We start from the raw sequence: 16,532 nt of genomic DNA, 5'->3' as shown, positions 1-16,532 counted from the left end.
GGACGCACCGGGCCGGTGACGCCGTGGACACGGCGGACACGGGCGAAACCCCAGCAGGCCAATACGCCGTCGGGGCAGGACGGGCAGTCCATCTGCCCGGACGCCAGCCGGGACTCGACGTGAACGAGATCAGCCTCTACCGTCACCATGAGTGCCTCTGGCAGGTCCCCGATAGTCGGACCACTTTGTTCTAGAGCCGTATGTGATTGATGTCAGTCGATCTGGCAGCCTTCCACGGGGTGGTGGGTGTGGCTGCATCGGGCAGAGTACTCGGCCGGGGTGAGGTAGCCCAGAGATGAGTGCCGGTGTCGGTTGTTGTGGTCGTCTTTGAAGTCCTCGATTACCACCCGCGCCTCGAGGAGACTCGTCCAGTGGTTGCGGTTCAGGCACTCCTTCCGTAGCCGGTTGTTGAAAGATTCGATGTGTCCGTTGTTCCACGGCGTGCCCGGTGGGATGTAGGAGATTCCGATGCGGTCGCCGCAGAACTGTTGCAGCACATGTGAAATGAACTCCGGTCCGTTGTCCATCCGGAGCACCAGCGGCGGCCCGCCCCACAAAGCGAATGCCTTGTCCAACTCCACCGTCAACCGCTCGGCGGTGATCGAGCGCTCCACGATGTTCAACAACGACAGCCGGGTGTGCTCGTCGATCATCGAGCAGATTTTGATGGCCTTATCGTCGACGGTGGAGTCGAACTGAAAATCAATCGCCCAGACCACCTTCGGCGCATCTGCTTCGATCTGCGGCATCGTGGAGACGCCGGCGCGTTTGCGAGGGTGGTAGATCCGGACCTGCAGACCCTCTTCTTTCCACAGCCGGTGCACCTTCTTCTTGTTCACCAGTACGCCCTGGTCGTGCTTGAGGTGCGCCCACGCGCGCCGGAACCCGTGCAGCGGGTGTTCGCGTGCGTAGATGCGCAGCGTGGCCCTCAGATCCGCATCGGGATCGGCGGGCGTCTGTGCGACCGGGGTGCGGGCATAGGTGGAGCGGGGCAGCCCAACCGCTCTGCACGCCAACCGTTTCGACAGCTTCATCGTTGTGACGAGCATGTCCACGGCGCGGCGCTTAGCAGCCGGGTCTAAAATTTTCCCCGCGCCACCTCCCGCAATGCGTCCTTCTCCAGCTCGGCATCGGCGAGCAGGCGTTTGAGCCGGCCGTTCTGCTCGCGGAGCTCCTTGAGTTCCTTCGCCGCGTCGGTGTCCATCCCGCCGTACTGGCGGCGCCAGTTGTACAACGTCGCCGCCGACACCTCGAGCTCGCCGGCGATCTCCTCCTGGGTCTTGCCCGCCGCAGCCAGCTCGTCTGCGCGTCGCAGCTTGCGCACGATGTCTTCCGCGGAGTTCCGCTTCCGTCCAGCCATATTCTCTATCGTCCTATCCGGCCCAGGTCACGGGCAACAGGACTCTAAAACAAGATGGCCCCGTTCACCGGGGACATGCCACCTCCGTGCACTACAGCGCGGCACCCTGCGAGCCCGCCAAGACTTCAGCGGGGTGCCGCGCGACCCATCAGTACGTCCTCACCCTGACGGTGCACACCAACACCAGCAACTCCGCAACAATCCGGGCCTCCAGATCGGCAACCTCAACGACGATCCACTACCCCATGGTCGTCATCCCGAAAGACGGCCAACACGGGCGGCCTGTGTTCGATAACACCGCGATACCCAGATACGGACAGGAACTCTTAGTGCTAACTTTCAGTTTCCAGGCGCGGTCGAGAGCCACTGATTGAAGCGCGGGAAGCCACTGTGCCGCGTGTGAGTCGCCGACGACAGCCACCTCCACACTGGAGGATAAGTCCCCATAATCGCAGAATCGCGGTTCCGTCTCTTCGAAGGATAGGTGGCATCCATCAAGATATATCGCCGGATTGTCGTCCGGTGCCGCCTGCGGACTGGGCGAAATAACGTCTATAGCCCCCACAAGCGCGGCGGGACTTTCAACCGGGTTGTCCCCCAACACCTCCGCGCCGAAAGGCTCCTTCTCAACGCCAGGCGGCGGTACATACTTCGAAATGTAGTTCGTCGGGGCCGGCCGCGGAGTTAGGCTTGCCAGTAACAACCCCGCGACCAAGCTGACAGCGATGCCGAGGAAAGCCAAAGTCAGTGACTTCCGGACCGATTCGATGAGTTCCTCAGATCGGCGGAGTGGGTTTTCGACAAATCGCAGTGATAACCACGCCGGAAGCACCGACAAGAGGGCCAGCCCGACACCCTCGGTGACTGAGGTCTCGCGCAAACCTTCCGTCACCCAGTAGCCGCCAATCACAATGAATGGCCAGTGCCAGAGGTAGATGGAATACGAACACCCACCGATCCATAGGACGAGTCTGTTGGTGCACATGCGGATCGGCCCATACGGACCAGCGGCGGGTCCTGAAGCAATTACTAAAGCCGCTCCAACAGTGGGTATCAGCGCAACCATGCCTGGGAACGGGACGGTGGTGGTGAGCAGAAAACCAGTCCCAACGATGCTCGCCAAACCTATCCAAGCGAACGCTGCTGCGATCGACATCGGTAGTTTCGCGAGGGACGGTAGGGCCAGCGCCACGAGCCCGCCAATTGCCAGTTCCCAGAGTCGAGTCGTCGTTACGAAGTAAGCCCTGCCTGGTTCCGCGTCGGTCAAATAGGAGGACCATGCAAGTGAAGCAACTGCGATCAACGCAAGTCCCGCAAAGGTGGCTTTAGTTATTGAGAAGCGGATTAGCCTGACGAGGACAGCGATACCAACAAGTAACAGAGGCCAAAAGACGTAGAACTGCTCTTCGACCGAGAGACTCCAGAAGTGTTGGATCGGACTTGCCGCCGCATCTTGCTGTAGATAGTCGACAGCGCGATCCGCTAAACGCCAGTTCACTAAGTAACCGCCGGCCGCAGCGATATCGAATCCGATATCGCGCCAGCGTGTCTCTGGAAGTATTACGAACGTCGCGATTGCGGTTGCGATCAACGTAAGGAGGCTAGCCGGGACGAGCCGTCGCGCGCGTCGCGCATAGAACTCACCAACGTTAACCATTCCCCGACGGGAGGCGATTTGCTCTCGGTGCAGAATCGACGTCATCAGGAATCCCGAGACCACAAAGAAGACGTCCACCCCGATGAAACCGCCGGGCAGCCACGGCACACCAGCGTGCCAGATAAGCACAAATAGGACGGCTAGTGCCCGCAGCCCCTCGATATCAGGACGAAACGGCATTTTTTGAGGCGTACCGTCGCGTAAGCGACGACCGCGGCTACCCCTCGGTTTTGCAAATGAGGGCACACCCGACCTCACTCTTGGTACCGGCCATTATGTCGTCGCAGACCCATGTGCGGGAGATTACACCTCAGCTGCAATATCTGCTTCTGAATAGCTCTGACCGCGGAACGCTTTGCGGCGCTTGTAAAACCAATTTTCGAACTCACCCATATCGCTACCACTTTGCAATACGCCAACGGAAACTGAACGTTCGCTGCGAAATAGTTTCGAAAATCCTGTGCGCTAGCTGAGGGGGCAAAACCGCAGCGCGCTGTTGCGCCCTCCATATCTGCAGGATCTTCTTTTGTGCTGCGCTACGACCTTTTGAACCCCGAATGAGATCCCAATATCCCGGGACAGCTATGGGATCGCTAAGCGTCGTCTCGGCGACGCCTGCGACCACCGGAGGATTCGACCATCCCCCGGTCGTCGCTTGTGGCGATACTGTTCTCCTGCAAAGTTTTCGAAGGCGTCTCCTCGCGATTGACCTCATCGCCACCGGACGACCGCTTCGTTGCATTACCTTGGCCGTAGTACGTGTAGTTGTACGAATAGGAATCGCGCCCACGCGTCGGCATCATCGTGAAGACTGCGCCCAGCAAAGGAGCACCGACGCTCTGAAGGCTACTCACCGCATGCGTGAGCTGCTCGCGTTTGGTCTGCCCGAATTTGGTCATGATCAATACGCCATCTGCTCCCGCAGCCAGAATCGCAGCATCGGTTACCGCCAACAGCGGGGTGGAATCGACGATTACGTAGTCAAACTTCTCGCGAAGTTCCGCCAAGAGCTTTCGTGCAGATTGAGAGCCAAGTAGTTCACTGGGATTGGGTGGCACTGCGCCCGATGTGAGGACTGTCAAACCTGGAAATCTAGTGCGCTGCAGCGCGTCTGAAAGACTTGCCCCTCCACTGAGAACGGTGCTGAAACCCACCGCTCCAACTAGGTCGAGGTACTTAGCCAACGTCGGCCTCCGCATGTCCCCGTCGATCAGCACGACATTGTGTTCCGCCTCCGCGAGGGCCAGTGCAGTGTTGATGGCGGTTGTGGACTTGCCTTCATGCGGCATGGAGCTGGTGAAAACCATTACCCTGGGCGGATCATCGACCGCTAGGAACTTGAGATTCGTTCGGAGCTTTCGAAAGGACTCCGCGATGACTGAGTTATCGGTGTCAAACGAGATGGCCGGTTGTCTCCGGCGATCCTTATCCATCGGGATGCTGCCCACAAGGCCCACGCCAGTAGTCGACTCAAGATCGTCCCTACTCTTCACGGTGTTGTCCAGCACATCCCTCAGAACGGCGAATGCCAAGCCGAGCAACAAACCCAGAGCAAAGCCGCCGGTTATGTTCCGTACAGTTTTTGGAACAACGGGATGATCCGGTATCGAGGCACGCTGTTCAACGACCACTCTCGAATCCGGCACTGTCCCATTCTCGGGTGTTTCTAACTCACGCACCATCGAAACAAACTCATCGGAAAGAGTGTTCGCGACGTCACGAGCGCGAACCGGTGAGGCGTCCAGTACCCGAACATCGATCAGTACTGTGTCAGGCTTAGCGGTTGCCCTCACGTTCTCCTGCAGCTGCGCTGCACGCATATCGAGCCCAAGCTTGTCGATCGTGCGCTGCGCCAGCGTCTCACCCATGAGCAGTTCGGCGTACGACACAACCCGCTCCTGGGAGAGTCGATTTCCTTGATAAATATCGGAAAGCGACGAACCCGATGTTGTGGAGACGAAGAGTCTCGTCGATGCCTGATACATGGGTGTGGTTACCAAAGTAAGCACCACCGCGCCCAGGACTCCGGCCACTGTCGTGACGGCAATAATCACCCATCCGCCGCGAAGCAACTTAACGAAGTCCTGCAGGTTCAACGCCACTCCCTCATCGCTACTCGATATCGCTGGACGATACTGTGCCTCTTCTTCGATGTAATCATCTGTGCGACTTCTGAACAGACTGACCCAGTCGGGGCAATCATCCAGAACACTCCGGCACGGAGACTACCGGCTTCACGCTATCTACCAACGGTTGAACCGGTACACGAGCTGCGCCTGGAGAGGTCGGTTCCGATAGTCGGAAACTCAGTTCGCCTGCCTGCCCGGGTGGAATAAGGACTTGCGCCTCATATGTTGGATGTCCTCGTTCAGCGCCTGTGGTTATCGGAATGCGTTCACCATTCGCCAGCACACTCACCAACGATGAGTTGGCTGTGGCCAAGAGTCGAACCGAGCTAACCATCGTTCCCTTGGGAACGTCGAACGGTACGTCACGAAAGAGCCCTTCAGTGCCGGCAACATAGTCTGTAAGCGACTCATTTGGCACTGTGTTCCTTAACCGCACTGTCACTGTGGACATCCGCGTATCGCCGGTGCATCCGTCGGCTACGTACTCGATCTCCCGCTCAAGGTAGTAGTCCATCTTGTTTCCACCAAGGTTGTTGATGACTACGCCGGCATACGGAGCATTATCACCAGGCACGCTGTGCGCAAGTGGTGTCTCCTCGAGTAGTTCTTGGGTCTCGGGAGACGAACTCCAAACCGCAATTCGTCGTTCGCCCACCGCCTTACCGAGGGCGTCGAACAAGGCTTTTGGTGACTTGACGGGACCAGTAACCTTTCCGACGACCTCGTTAGCAATATCCTGCAGATAGTTCTTGCGTGCGGTCTGGTCGTCGGGGAATCTGGTGTACGCAGTAGACTCCGTCAGCTCGACGACATTGTCCTTTGTGACTACTTCGCCGTCGGGCATCGTCACAGAACCGACGGCAGACAGGATGTAACTGAGCGCAACTGGATCAATTGCAATGACACCGTCGACGTTCATACCCGTCTCGTCCGCCCACATCGACTTCCAGATTTGCGCCGCGTACGGAAAGTGTGAGCTCTGGTTGCTGTTCCGAAAGTCTGTCTGTGGTTTCGTGTAGCCATACTGCTGCTCGAACTCAGGGCCCAGATCCACCGTTGCGACAGCTTCCGTGAGTTCCGTGTTCTTTCCGAGATCGTCCACCGTCGGCGTCCCGTTATCGAAGCGCAGGATGCCAAAACCGCCCAACAGACCTCCGGTGCCCCTAGCTTCGGCGTTTGTTTGGAATCCCATAAAGTATGTGCGCGGGCCATCGGCACCCATCATCGATGGTGCGACTTTCGCGGCGAGCGCCGTGTTCTCTAGCACGCTTGCCAGATCACCTGTCTGTGCTTGCAGTTGCGAACGCGCGTCCCTAAGTACCGACAGATAGCCGGGATCAACGATATCGCGGGCATCTTCGTTGAGACGAGCCGCATCCGCGGACAATCTGTTTAATTCGGGCTCCTGCTCGCGGAGCAATTGAACGTCTACTCGACCGTCCTTGTAGATCTGGTCGGGCGCAATGGTCACGCCCACTTCGGCTGTCGGGCGCAGGACATCAGTCGCGAGCCCCAACACGACAGCGGAAATCTGCTGACCGCTCGCAAACGGGCGACCGAGCCACGGTATAGCTGAAGCGATCGACCACGGCGCCGAATGCGTCGCATCATTGGCGGCCTGAGCGTGATACTGAGCATTGTCGGCGAACCTGGTGGCTTCGGTGGAATCTCCCTGCAAGAGAGCGTCCTTCGCCTGCTGGCCAAAGGACCGCGCCTGTTCCAGGTTGGACTTCGCGTCAATCGCTTTGACGCCCAGCCAAGCACTAAAAGCCACGAGAAGGACCAGGACAGCCGCACTGCCCCAAAGGATTCCGCGACGACCCCGAAGCGCTCTTGGCACGCGTCTGCCGGACCTGGCTGTTCCACGGCGATCGGAACTGTCATCGTCGCGGTCTGGATCGTCGTCAGAATTACGCCGCGCGAACTTGCTCACTCAGTAGCTTCCCATGATTGGAGGCCCGTGTGAGCCCACAAACGACAGATGGGACTGCCGTAAACCAGCAGCCCCATCCGACTAACCGACATGGATGCAGATCAGCAGCCTCGGCTGACCGTCACCTTGAAGTTTCCGTAGGGACCGATGACCGCGCTGACGCCGAAGAGGCAGGCCTGGAAGTTGAGCTGCCCGAGCCAGCCGAACCAGCGCTTGATGAAGCCGGGGATGAGGGCGGCCGTGTTGAACTCCAGGATGGTGGTCCGCGACGGAGCGCCTTCACGATCGGCGGGCCCGAACCAGACCCACCCGGCCTGCTGAGCGATGCCGGCAGCGCCAAGCGCCGGGGCCGCGGCGATATTGGCCAGCTCGGTCATCGCCGGAGCGGTCGGCATGGGCAGCGCGATGTCCGCATTCGCCGCGACAGCCGGCGTCAGAGCCGCCGCTGCTGCCACCGCCGTGGCCGCCGTCGCCACCTGAAACCTGGTGCTTACGTTCGAAAATTTCGCGGCCACAGTAGCCATGTCCCCCTCATTTCACTCCGGTTGAGTTAGCTGAAATATGTCAGACACCCGGAGACCTGTCAACCGGAACGCGCTTTATAGTCGTGACATTTCCGAGCGCTACCAAAAGTGGCTTCCACCTGGGCTTCTCTGCTTCCTCGAACCGGCCCCGATCTAGCGTCTGAATGTCCCCTGGCGCCCTTTTCTGGCGACGGATTGGCACACGATTAGCATGTTTGCTGAGATTGCGTTTGCATAGGTTTTTCTCAGGATGGGGTGCTTGCGATGGGAATTTTGACGGTGGCTAAAAGTGCTCGGTGGTCGGTGCCAGCCACCGTGACGGCGCGCAGTTGCCTGACCAGCGCCCGGCGCATCAGCACGTGGTCGATCGTGATCAGCGCGGGGACCCACCCCAAGGACGCAAAGGATGGGAAAGTGGGCGCGTAGCCGGAACCGCCCTGGCGCACGCCGTCTCGGTACCCGTCGCTGAGCAGCTCCCGGAACTGGCGCATGTCGGGTGTGCTGTTGAAGTCTCCGGCTGCGATGACCGACCCCTCCGCGGCGGCGTCGGCGAGACCAGTCAGCCTCGACTTGGTCGCGGCAATTCCGTTGCGCCAACTGTCCAACGAGGCCATCGGAGACGTGACATGCACACTCGCCACGATCGGAGCCACGGGTAGTTCGGGGACGGACACCCACGCAGCCACCATGCTGGAATTCCAGAACCGGGTCGGCGAGATCGGCGTCAGCGGGTGCCGACTCCAGATTCCGTTACCGCCCGCACCGCCCGCGGGAAACAGCATCGAATGCGGAAACGTCTCGTGAATGCCGGCCTGGTGAAAGTCGCGCACCGCCTCCGCCGTCAGCTCCGTCACCGTGACGACGTCGGCACCACTGCGCGCCAACTCCACGAACTGCACCGGATCGGCGCGCCCATAGCGCAGATTCGACGACAACACCCGCACCTCGACGCCGTCACCAACCCGCGGTGCGGTCCCCGCGGAATACCAGCGCAGCTGGATACCGAACGACACCGCCACCACGACCACCGCCAGCACCGAGAGAACCACCTGGCGCGCCAAAACCGTCACAATCATGGCCGCCACGGCGACCAGCACGGTGTAGGGCGCACCCACCGCGATCACCAACGTCGCCAGGTTGGAGACCGGCAGCGCCCGAATCACCACAGTGAGAATCGAAAAGGCCAGTGCGACAACCGCGAACGCGAGCGCCACGGTTCGGCGCCACGAGCGGACGCGATGCCTGCCGGAAACGATAAGGCGAACCCTCCCCTGCACCGCCCCCGCGGATGAGCGCACGCTACCAACCCCCGGGCGCGGCCGCAGAAAACGAGATTACCCATCCCCGACGCAACCGGCAGCCGTTTTCTAAGGGACTAATAAGGGCCACCTGCGACACCGTGAACCCGCGCCGTTAGCATCAGAACCTATGACCAGCGTGACGGAACCAGCTTCGACGCCTGCCGACGCCCACGAGATCGACATCCACACCACCGCGGGCAAGCTTGCCGACCTGCGCAAGCGCGCCGCAGAGGCCCAGCACCCGGTCGGTGAGGCCGCCGTGGAGAAGGTGCACGCCAAGGGCAAGCTGACCGCCCGCGAGCGCATCCTGGCGCTGCTCGACGAGGGCTCGTTCGTCGAGCTCGACGCGCTGGCCAAGCACCGCTCCAAGAACTTCGGGCTGGAGAAGAACCGCCCCACCGGCGACGGCGTGGTCACCGGCTACGGCACCATCGACGGCCGCGACGTGTGCGTGTTCAGCCAGGACGCCACCGTGTTCGGCGGCAGCCTCGGCGAGGTCTACGGCGAGAAGATCGTCAAGGTCCAGGAGCTGGCCATCAAGACCGGCCGCCCGCTGATCGGCATCAACGACGGCGCCGGCGCCCGCATCCAGGAGGGCGTCGTCTCCCTGGGCCTCTACAGCCGCATCTTCCACAACAACATCAAGGCCTCCGGGGTGATCCCGCAGATCTCGCTGATCATGGGCGCCGCGGCCGGCGGGCACGTCTACTCCCCCGCCCTAACCGACTTCGTCATCATGGTCGACCAGACCAGCCAGATGTTCATCACCGGCCCCGACGTCATCAAGACCGTCACCGGCGAGGACGTCACCATGGAGGAGCTCGGCGGCGCCACCACCCACATGGCCAAGTCGGGCACCGTGCACTACGTCGCCTCCGGCGAGCAGGACGCGCTGGACTACGTCCGCGACCTGCTGTCCTACCTGCCGCCCAACAACTACGCCGAGCCGCCCCGCTACCCGGTCGCCCACGCCGACGCCCCCATCGAGGAGAGCCTCACCGACGAGGACCTCGAACTCGACACGCTGATCCCGGACTCGCCGAACCAGCCCTACGACATGCACGAGGTCATCACCCGCATCCTCGACGACGACGAGTTCCTCGAGGTGCAGGCCGGCTACGCGGGCAACATCGTGGTCGGGTTCGGCCGCGTCGACGGCCGCCCGGTCGGCATCGTGGCCAACCAGCCCACCCAGTTCGCCGGCTGCCTCGACATCAACGCCTCGGAGAAGGCCGCCCGGTTCATCCGCACCTGCGACTGCTTCAACATCCCGATCGTGCTGCTGGTCGACGTTCCAGGCTTCCTGCCCGGCACCGACCAGGAGTACAACGGCATCATCCGGCGCGGCGCCAAGCTGCTCTACGCCTACGGTGAGGCCACCGTCGCCAAGGTCACCGTCATCACCCGCAAGTCCTACGGCGGCGCGTACTGCGTGATGGGGTCCAAGGACATGGGCGCCGATGTCGTCGTCGCCTGGCCGACCGCACAGATCGCCGTGATGGGCGCCTCTGGCGCAGTGGGCTTTGTCTACCGCCAGCAGCTCAAGCAGGCCGCCGCCGACGGCCAGGACGTCGAGGCGCTGCGCCTGCAGCTGCAGCAGGAGTACGAGGACACCCTCGTCAACCCCTACATCGCCGCCGAACGCGGCTACGTCGACGCGGTCATCCCGCCGTCACACACCCGCGGTTACGTCGCCACCGCGCTGAAACTGTTGGAGCGCAAGGTCGTCCAGACCCCGCCGAAGAAGCACGGCAACATCCCGCTGTGAGCCCCGGCCCGACCCGCCCGCACCAGACAAGGACTGCGCCATGAATCACGACGCCGACATCGTCGAGGTCTCCGACCCGCGGGACATGACCATCGACGACCCGCGACCCCCGGACCCGCACTTCCAGGTGGTCAAGGGTGAGCCCACCCTTGAGGAGCTCGCCGCATTGGTGACCGTGCTGGCCGGTGCCGGCGGCGGCGCCCCGGCCGACCCGGGCCCGCAGGAACTCAACCCGTGGGGCCACCCGGTGGACAAGCTGCGCTACGACGTCACCAGCTGGCAGCGAGTCACCCTGCTGGAACGCATGCACATGCGGCGGTAGGTGATCGACGCACGATACCGACACGACGAACTCCGGGCAGCGATCAGCGATCGGCGGCCCGGAGTTCTTCGTCTGTGCTGCAACCGATCTCAGCAGCCCCGGCTGTAGCCCAGCTTGGTCGTGCCGTACGGGCCGATGGACAGCGTGATGCCGAAGATGCACGTCGAGAAGTTGATGTTTTGGGTGAACCAGCTGTAGAGCGGCTTGATCCAGCTCGGGATCAACGCCAGTGGGGTGAACTCGAAGAACGTCGTCGGGCCGTCCTCGCCGGGACCGGGTCCGTGGAACCACCACCACTGCTCGGGGATCGCCCCGGCGCCGAGCAGCGGCGCGGCCATGAAGCCCGACGCCGTCATCCCGGACGCCATCACGTCCGACATCGCCGGCGCTGCCGGCGCGGGCAGCCCGACGATGTCGGCCTGCGCGGCGACCGCGGGTGTCAACACCGCGGCACCGGCAATGGCACACGCGGCGGCACTCACCTGAAATTTCGTGCCGACTGTCGAGAGTCGGGTCGCCACAGCGGACATCTCGCCCCCACCTTTCTTTTGACGAATCTGGGCAAATGCTGACAGAGGTCTGCGCCGCCGTCAAAAGAAACTCCGGTCACCGAAACTCCGCGGCACTGACCTCACAGCGGCCCCTCCTACCTGCAGAAACGCTGCCCCGTCAGGCTGTCCGCGGGTCTCCTTCGACCGATATCGTCCACGACATCGGCGATGCGGAAGCCGAATATTAATCTCGCGAAACGAACAATTAATGTGGCGGTTCGAGCAAGTGCGGATCGTCGGGCCGATGTCCGGCGAAAGTGCACGCTGCGGTCCCCGATAGCATCGCGTCCATGACCAGCGTGACTCATCGATGACGCGAGTCGTTCTCGCGTCGGCATCCCAGGGCAGGCTCGGTGTGCTGCGCCAGGCCGGTATCGATCCGGAGGTGATCGTCTCCGACGTCGACGAAGACGCGTTGATCGCCTCGCTCGATGCGGACCTGCCCCCTGAGGCAGTGGTGGCGAAGTTGGCCACCGCCAAGGCGGTCAGTGTGGCGGCGGCACTGCCGGAGGATCTGCTCGCCGACTGCGTGGTGATCGGCTGCGACTCCATGCTGTTTCTCGACGGCGCCCTGCGCGGGAAACCAGGATCGGCCGAAGCCGCTCGCGCGCAATGGGAATCGATGGCCGGCTCCGTCGGGCATCTGCTGACCGGGCACGCGCTGCTGCGCATCGTCGGTGGCGTCATCACCCACACCGAAGGCGACACCGGCACCACCGCAGTGCATTTCGGCACCCCGACCGACGCCGAGATCACCCGCTACATCGCCAGCGGTGAACCCATCCAGGTGGCGGGAGCGTTCACCCTGGACGGACTCGGCGGCTGGTTCGTCGATCGCATCGAAGGCGACCCGTCCAACGTGATCGGGATCAGCATGCCCCTGGTGCGCCGCATGGTGCAGGGCACCGGACTCTCGATCGCCGACCTCTGGAGCTGACGCGCACGGCCGACTGACTCAGTCGTCGTCGGAGATCCCGGCACCGCCGTCCGAGACGCCGCTGCCGCCGTGGGCGCCGTCACAACCCGGCGCACAGCAGAACGGGGACTGCCCGACGGACAGCCCCCTCTGCGTTCAGGTTTCGATCAGCAGCCTCGGCTGAAACCGACCGACAGCGTGCCGTAGGGCCCGATCCTGGCGTTGAGACCCAGGAAGCAGGCGGTGAAATTGATCTTTGCGAACCACCCGAACAGCGGCTGCAAGAATCCGGGTACCAGCGCCAGCGGATAGAACGAGACGATCGGGGTGTAGGCGGGCCCGTCGTCCTTGGTGCGGCCGAACCAGATCCACGAACCCTGCTCGGCGATGCCGACCGACGAGATCAGTGGCGCCGTCACGAGGTCCGACATGGCCGGCGCCGCGGGCACGGGCAGCGTGATGTCGGCCTGGGCGGCCACCGCCGGCGTCAACGCCGCGGCCGCGGCCACCGCGCAGGCCGCGGTTCCCACCTGGATCTTCGTCCCGGCGCTGGATAGTTTTGCGGCGACTGTGGACATGTCCCCCACCCCCTGGATTGAGTTAGCTGAACATTCCCACATCAGCAATGTGATGTCAATCACAGTTAGCTGACACAACTAGTTCAGGGGTGCGTGAAAACTCCGGTTTTGAGCGCGATTCCGCGATTGCGGCGCCTGGCCACCGAGGACTTCCCCGAGGCCCCGGCGCCTTCCAGCGAATTCACTTGACATGAATGCATACGCCGCAAAGTTTGCTCAGCGGGAGGCCGAGGAGGCTTTACGCAGGTAGAACTCGCGCCAGGCTGGTCGATAGCAGTCGCCCACGCGGCACCGCGGCGTGAAAGCTGCTGCACAACCTCGCATTTCGGAATCGGACGCCGCCGATCCCGCCCGGGACGGCTCAGGAGCAGCCGCGACTACCGGGGCGCTTCACGTACAGAATGACGCGCTTGGTCTTCTGTGAGATGTTGCGGTTCGGACCGGGACTCTGCGCGCACACCTCCCAGTTCTGCTGGTTGATGACCTCGCGAATGTCCTTGCGGTTGACGAACCTCAGGTCGAGTTCGGCGTTCCCGGTCGCAGCGTGCAACGTCCGCACCGCCTTCTGCAGGACCAGGCCACGCAACTCCGGCATCACCAACGGCGCGCTGGCGGGCTGCTGCGGCAGCGTCCTGGTCGCCTCATTGGCCGCCCCGGCCACCGGAGCGGAGACCCCCATGGTCAGACCGAGCGTCACGCACGCAGTCACCACGGGTACGGCAATGGATACGGCAATCTTCTTCAGCAACATCGCAATTCCTCACTCGAGTTCCTGACAACCCTAACGGGGAGCTCACAGGCAACTCACAGCCCAAGGTCACGATTTGCTTACGATGGCGTCAGCTGTCACTCTCTGTCAATTTGCGGCTTTTCGGTGGTCAGCCTAATTGTCTTGGGCCGCAGCCGGGTTGACTTATCAGGACAGTCCGCGGGCGGCTTCTGCGCGTCGCGCCCGGGTAACGATCAGCAACCGACGTAGCGGCGCGCCAACGCGAACGTCACCGTGCGTGGCCGTTCACCAACGGTGACGGTGCTGCCCGCAGACGGCGACTGCCCGCACACCACCCAGTTGGTGTAGTTGTAGATCACCTGGTTGAGATCGCGGTTGTAGAGGTTGAACCGCACGTTCTGCTCACCGGCGGTGGCGATGACATCGTCGACCGCGTTCTGCAGTACCTCGCCGCGGTAGCGGCCCATCTCCCAGGTCTGCCCCACAGTCGGTGCCGCGGCCGCGGTCGGCGCACCGATGCCGACCCCCGTCGCCATCAGGCCTGCGGCCGCGGCCACCACCGCGACATTTCGCTGCTGCCTCGTGAACCCCTTCAGCTTCATTTCGAGAAGCTTAGAGGCAGCGCGATGTTCAACCCGGGTGAAACACGACGATCCGCCCGGACACTTTGCCCGGGCGGATCCCCTCACCCGGGCCGACGGGCCGTGGCCGGGGGCGCTGACGTGCGATAGCTTGTGGCGCTTGACGCGCCGTCGCTTGTGGGGCTTACGCGCCGCAGTGCTGGGCGCCCGGACGCTCCACCAGCAGCGTCACCGATTTGGTCTTCTCCGAGAGCGCGGTTCCCGCCTTCGGCGACTCCCCGCACACCACCCAGTCCTCCAGGTTGTACACCGCCTCGTGGTTGACGGCGACGGTCTTGAAGGTCAGCGGAGCGTTCTCGACGACGGCCTCCACGTCCTGCTCCGCGCGATAGAGCACCTCGTCCTTGAGATCGGGCATCACCCACATCGCATTCGGCTCCTTGTACTGGATCTGCGCATCGTCGGCGTGCGCGGAAGCCGGCCCCGCCGCGGCGACGGTCCCGGCCAGCACGGCGCACGTCGACACCGTCGCGGCCACCAAAGCTCTCTTCACTGTCAGCCCCTTGCTGTCGATGGTCAGGCGGCACAGCAGCTTTGCTACGCGTTCTGTCTGAGTTCCCTGATCACTGTATGGCCGCCATCGCGTGCGGTCCCGAATCCCCAGCACATCCGCAGAAACCCGGCAGTAAGCGCGCAGCCGCTCGCACTGCGGAGTGCGGCGGCCCCGGTTAAGGTGATGTGAAACACCTTCCGGCCGCCGCAATACACGCGTATGGATCTAGAGCTAAGATCTCATACAACTGCGAAACGCAGGCCGGGGGGCAACAGATGGTCACAAAGCTCGATCAATGGCGCGCATCGTCAGATCGCCGCCGCCGCCGTGCGGAACGAGCAAACTACCGCCTGGACATCCAGGGCCTACGTGCGGTCGCCGTCCTGGCCGTCTTCGCCCATCATTTGTGGGGAAATCCAGCCGGCGGATTCACCGGGATCGACGTGTTCTTCGTCATCACCGGATTCTTCGTCACTGAGAATTTGCTGCGAGCCGCCGGCGACGACGGCACACCGTCGCTGCGCCGGTTCTACTGGGACCGGCTGCGTCGCATCGTCCCGGCCGCCACCGTCGTCCTGGTCCTGACCGTCGTCGCCTCCGTGTATGTGCTTTCGCCGGCGGCCACCCGCGACATCGGCATCGACGCGCTGTTCGCGTTCTTCTTCATCGCCAACTGGCATTTCGCGGTGGCCGGCACCGACATCGTCGCCGCGACCGACACCGCGTCTCCGCTGTTGCACTACTGGCCGGTGTCGATCGAGGAGCAGTTCCTGATCGTGTGGCCGGCGCTGATCGTCGGGGTCACCGTGATCGCCGTGCGCGGCGCCTGGAGCCACACCCGGTGGCTGGCCTCCATTGCGGCAGCCACCGGTGTACTCGTCGCCGCCTCGCTGACCTGGTCGGTCTACGTCAGCGCAGCATCGCCCACCTGGGCCTACCTCGACACCGCGGCACGGGTGTGGGAACTCGGCGTGGGCACCCTGCTGGCCACCGCGGTCGGCACCCTGGCCCGCATCCCCGACCTGCTGCGACCGCTGCTGTCCTGGGCCGGGCTCGGCCTGATCGCGGCGAGCATGTTCCTCATCGACGGCACCGGCGGGTTCCCCGCCCCTTGGGCGCTGCTGCCGGTGACCGGCGCCGCGCTCGTCATCGCCGCTGGCGTCGGACGCGAGCCCACGCTGCAGGGGCTGCTGCGCAACCGCGCTGCGACCTACCTCGGCGACCTGTCGTACTCGCTGTACCTGGTGCACTGGCCGGTGATCGTGCTGCTCGCCGCGCTGATGACCGTCGACACGTACTTCTACGCCAGCGTGCTGACCCTGGCGTTCGGGCTCGCGCTGGCCTGCCACCACTTCGTCGAGAACCCGCTGCGGGACGCGAGCCCGGCGGCCTGGCGGCAGGCCCGCGAGGACATGCGGCACGGCCTCTTCCACGTCGAGCTCAGGACCAAAGTCGCCGCCGTCGCGGCACTGGTGCTGATCACCCTCAGCGTCATCAGCTTCGCCATGCGCCCCGACGCGCTGGAGAGCCGCACCACCCCGGCATCGACCTATCCGACCAGCATCAACCCGTAAACCTGGAGCTGTTCGGCGGCGCCCAAGATTTGGACACGATTGCGGCCAGAACGCG

Annotated in this window: 15 protein-coding genes; 4 read left to right on the top strand and 11 right to left on the bottom strand. The window is 63.1% G+C overall.

From position 1 onward, the window contains the following. Positions 1 to 212: 212 nt before the first annotated feature. The 6 genes from ACNUDN_RS07505 to ACNUDN_RS07480 form a co-directional block, all read right to left on the bottom strand. Positions 213 to 1,360, bottom strand: a protein-coding gene (locus ACNUDN_RS07505; protein ID WP_085981177.1) for an IS3 family transposase whose coding sequence is annotated in 2 segments (ribosomal slippage) — positions 213 to 1,084 and positions 1,084 to 1,360 — 1,149 coding nt in all. Because the reading frame shifts where the segments join, the coding sequence is not laid out codon by codon here. 238 nt (positions 1,361 to 1,598) lie between these two features. After that, a complete protein-coding gene (locus ACNUDN_RS07500; RefSeq protein ID WP_419121367.1) occupies positions 1,599 to 3,197 on the bottom strand; it encodes an acyltransferase family protein in 1,599 nt (532 codons plus the stop codon). A gap of 413 nt (positions 3,198 to 3,610) precedes the next feature. Further along, positions 3,611 to 5,113 (bottom strand): tyrosine-protein kinase domain-containing protein, encoded by a 1,503-nt coding sequence (locus ACNUDN_RS07495; protein WP_419121366.1) that lies wholly within the window; start codon positions 5,111 to 5,113, stop codon positions 3,611 to 3,613. Between the two features lie 103 nt (positions 5,114 to 5,216). Continuing rightward, a complete protein-coding gene (locus ACNUDN_RS07490; protein WP_431961092.1) occupies positions 5,217 to 6,986 on the bottom strand; it encodes a DUF4012 domain-containing protein in 1,770 nt (589 codons plus the stop codon). Positions 6,987 to 7,180: 194 nt separating this feature from the next. Further along, positions 7,181 to 7,603, bottom strand: coding sequence for a hypothetical protein (locus tag ACNUDN_RS07485; RefSeq protein ID WP_419121364.1), 423 nt, complete (start codon positions 7,601 to 7,603; stop codon positions 7,181 to 7,183). Positions 7,604 to 7,848: 245 nt separating this feature from the next. After that, positions 7,849 to 8,817, bottom strand: a complete 969-nt coding sequence (locus ACNUDN_RS07480) for an endonuclease/exonuclease/phosphatase family protein (RefSeq protein WP_419121363.1) — start codon at positions 8,815 to 8,817, stop codon at positions 7,849 to 7,851. A gap of 214 nt (positions 8,818 to 9,031) precedes the next feature. On the opposite strand from ACNUDN_RS07480, the gene ACNUDN_RS07475 reads away from it, so the two are divergent. After that, positions 9,032 to 10,672 (top strand): acyl-CoA carboxylase subunit beta, encoded by a 1,641-nt coding sequence (locus ACNUDN_RS07475; RefSeq protein ID WP_419121362.1) that lies wholly within the window; start codon positions 9,032 to 9,034, stop codon positions 10,670 to 10,672. Positions 10,673 to 10,712: 40 nt separating this feature from the next. Then, complete coding sequence (locus ACNUDN_RS07470; protein WP_419121361.1) at positions 10,713 to 10,994, top strand: acyl-CoA carboxylase subunit epsilon; 282 nt, start codon at positions 10,713 to 10,715, stop codon at positions 10,992 to 10,994. Positions 10,995 to 11,083: 89 nt separating this feature from the next. On the opposite strand, the gene ACNUDN_RS07465 is transcribed toward ACNUDN_RS07470, so the two are convergent. Continuing rightward, complete coding sequence (locus ACNUDN_RS07465) at positions 11,084 to 11,524, bottom strand: hypothetical protein (RefSeq protein ID WP_419121360.1); 441 nt, start codon at positions 11,522 to 11,524, stop codon at positions 11,084 to 11,086. Positions 11,525 to 11,855: 331 nt separating this feature from the next. Here ACNUDN_RS07465 and ACNUDN_RS07460 point away from each other — a divergent pair, with 331 nt between their 5' ends. Further along, positions 11,856 to 12,482, top strand: coding sequence for a Maf family protein (locus tag ACNUDN_RS07460; protein ID WP_419121359.1), 627 nt, complete (start codon positions 11,856 to 11,858; stop codon positions 12,480 to 12,482). Positions 12,483 to 12,628: 146 nt separating this feature from the next. On the opposite strand, the gene ACNUDN_RS07455 is transcribed toward ACNUDN_RS07460, so the two are convergent. From ACNUDN_RS07455 to ACNUDN_RS07440, 4 genes are all read right to left on the bottom strand, one after another. After that, complete coding sequence (locus ACNUDN_RS07455) at positions 12,629 to 13,039, bottom strand: hypothetical protein (protein ID WP_419121358.1); 411 nt, start codon at positions 13,037 to 13,039, stop codon at positions 12,629 to 12,631. Positions 13,040 to 13,400: 361 nt separating this feature from the next. Further along, complete coding sequence (locus ACNUDN_RS07450; protein ID WP_419121357.1) at positions 13,401 to 13,790, bottom strand: hypothetical protein; 390 nt, start codon at positions 13,788 to 13,790, stop codon at positions 13,401 to 13,403. Positions 13,791 to 14,002: 212 nt separating this feature from the next. After that, positions 14,003 to 14,371: a hypothetical protein gene (locus ACNUDN_RS07445; protein WP_419121356.1), complete on the bottom strand. Its 369-nt coding sequence runs from the start codon at positions 14,369 to 14,371 to the stop codon at positions 14,003 to 14,005. A gap of 163 nt (positions 14,372 to 14,534) precedes the next feature. Further along, on the bottom strand, positions 14,535 to 14,903 hold the full coding sequence (locus tag ACNUDN_RS07440; RefSeq protein ID WP_419121355.1) for a hypothetical protein: 369 nt from the start codon (positions 14,901 to 14,903) through the stop codon (positions 14,535 to 14,537). A 275-nt stretch (positions 14,904 to 15,178) separates the two neighbouring features. Between ACNUDN_RS07440 and ACNUDN_RS07435 the strand changes: the two genes are divergently transcribed. Further along, complete coding sequence (locus ACNUDN_RS07435; protein WP_419121354.1) at positions 15,179 to 16,477, top strand: acyltransferase family protein; 1,299 nt, start codon at positions 15,179 to 15,181, stop codon at positions 16,475 to 16,477. Positions 16,478 to 16,532 lie beyond the last annotated feature (55 nt).

Source organism: Mycobacterium sp. smrl_JER01, from assembly GCF_048513595.2.
Lineage (GTDB): Bacteria > Actinomycetota > Actinomycetes > Mycobacteriales > Mycobacteriaceae > Mycobacterium.
This window is presented reverse-complemented; position numbering and strand designations above follow the sequence as displayed.

What these genes read in the sequence shown, in the direction of transcription:
- ACNUDN_RS07435 (WP_419121354.1), top strand. Translation starts at nt 15,179, where the DNA reads ATGGTCACAAAGCTCGATCAATGGCGCGCATCGTCAGATCGCCGCCGC.
- ACNUDN_RS07470 (WP_419121361.1), top strand. Translation starts at nt 10,713, where the DNA reads ATGAATCACGACGCCGACATCGTCGAGGTCTCCGACCCGCGGGACATG.
- ACNUDN_RS07485 (WP_419121364.1), bottom strand. Translation starts at nt 7,603, where the DNA reads ATGGCTACTGTGGCCGCGAAATTTTCGAACGTAAGCACCAGGTTTCAG.
- ACNUDN_RS07465 (WP_419121360.1), bottom strand. Translation starts at nt 11,524, where the DNA reads ATGTCCGCTGTGGCGACCCGACTCTCGACAGTCGGCACGAAATTTCAG.
- ACNUDN_RS07475 (WP_419121362.1), top strand. Translation starts at nt 9,032, where the DNA reads ATGACCAGCGTGACGGAACCAGCTTCGACGCCTGCCGACGCCCACGAG.
- ACNUDN_RS07455 (WP_419121358.1), bottom strand. Translation starts at nt 13,039, where the DNA reads ATGTCCACAGTCGCCGCAAAACTATCCAGCGCCGGGACGAAGATCCAG.
- ACNUDN_RS07445 (WP_419121356.1), bottom strand. Translation starts at nt 14,371, where the DNA reads ATGAAGCTGAAGGGGTTCACGAGGCAGCAGCGAAATGTCGCGGTGGTG.
- ACNUDN_RS07460 (WP_419121359.1), top strand. Translation starts at nt 11,856, where the DNA reads ATGACGCGAGTCGTTCTCGCGTCGGCATCCCAGGGCAGGCTCGGTGTG.
- ACNUDN_RS07450 (WP_419121357.1), bottom strand. Translation starts at nt 13,790, where the DNA reads ATGTTGCTGAAGAAGATTGCCGTATCCATTGCCGTACCCGTGGTGACT.
- ACNUDN_RS07500 (WP_419121367.1), bottom strand. Translation starts at nt 3,197, where the DNA reads ATGCCGTTTCGTCCTGATATCGAGGGGCTGCGGGCACTAGCCGTCCTA.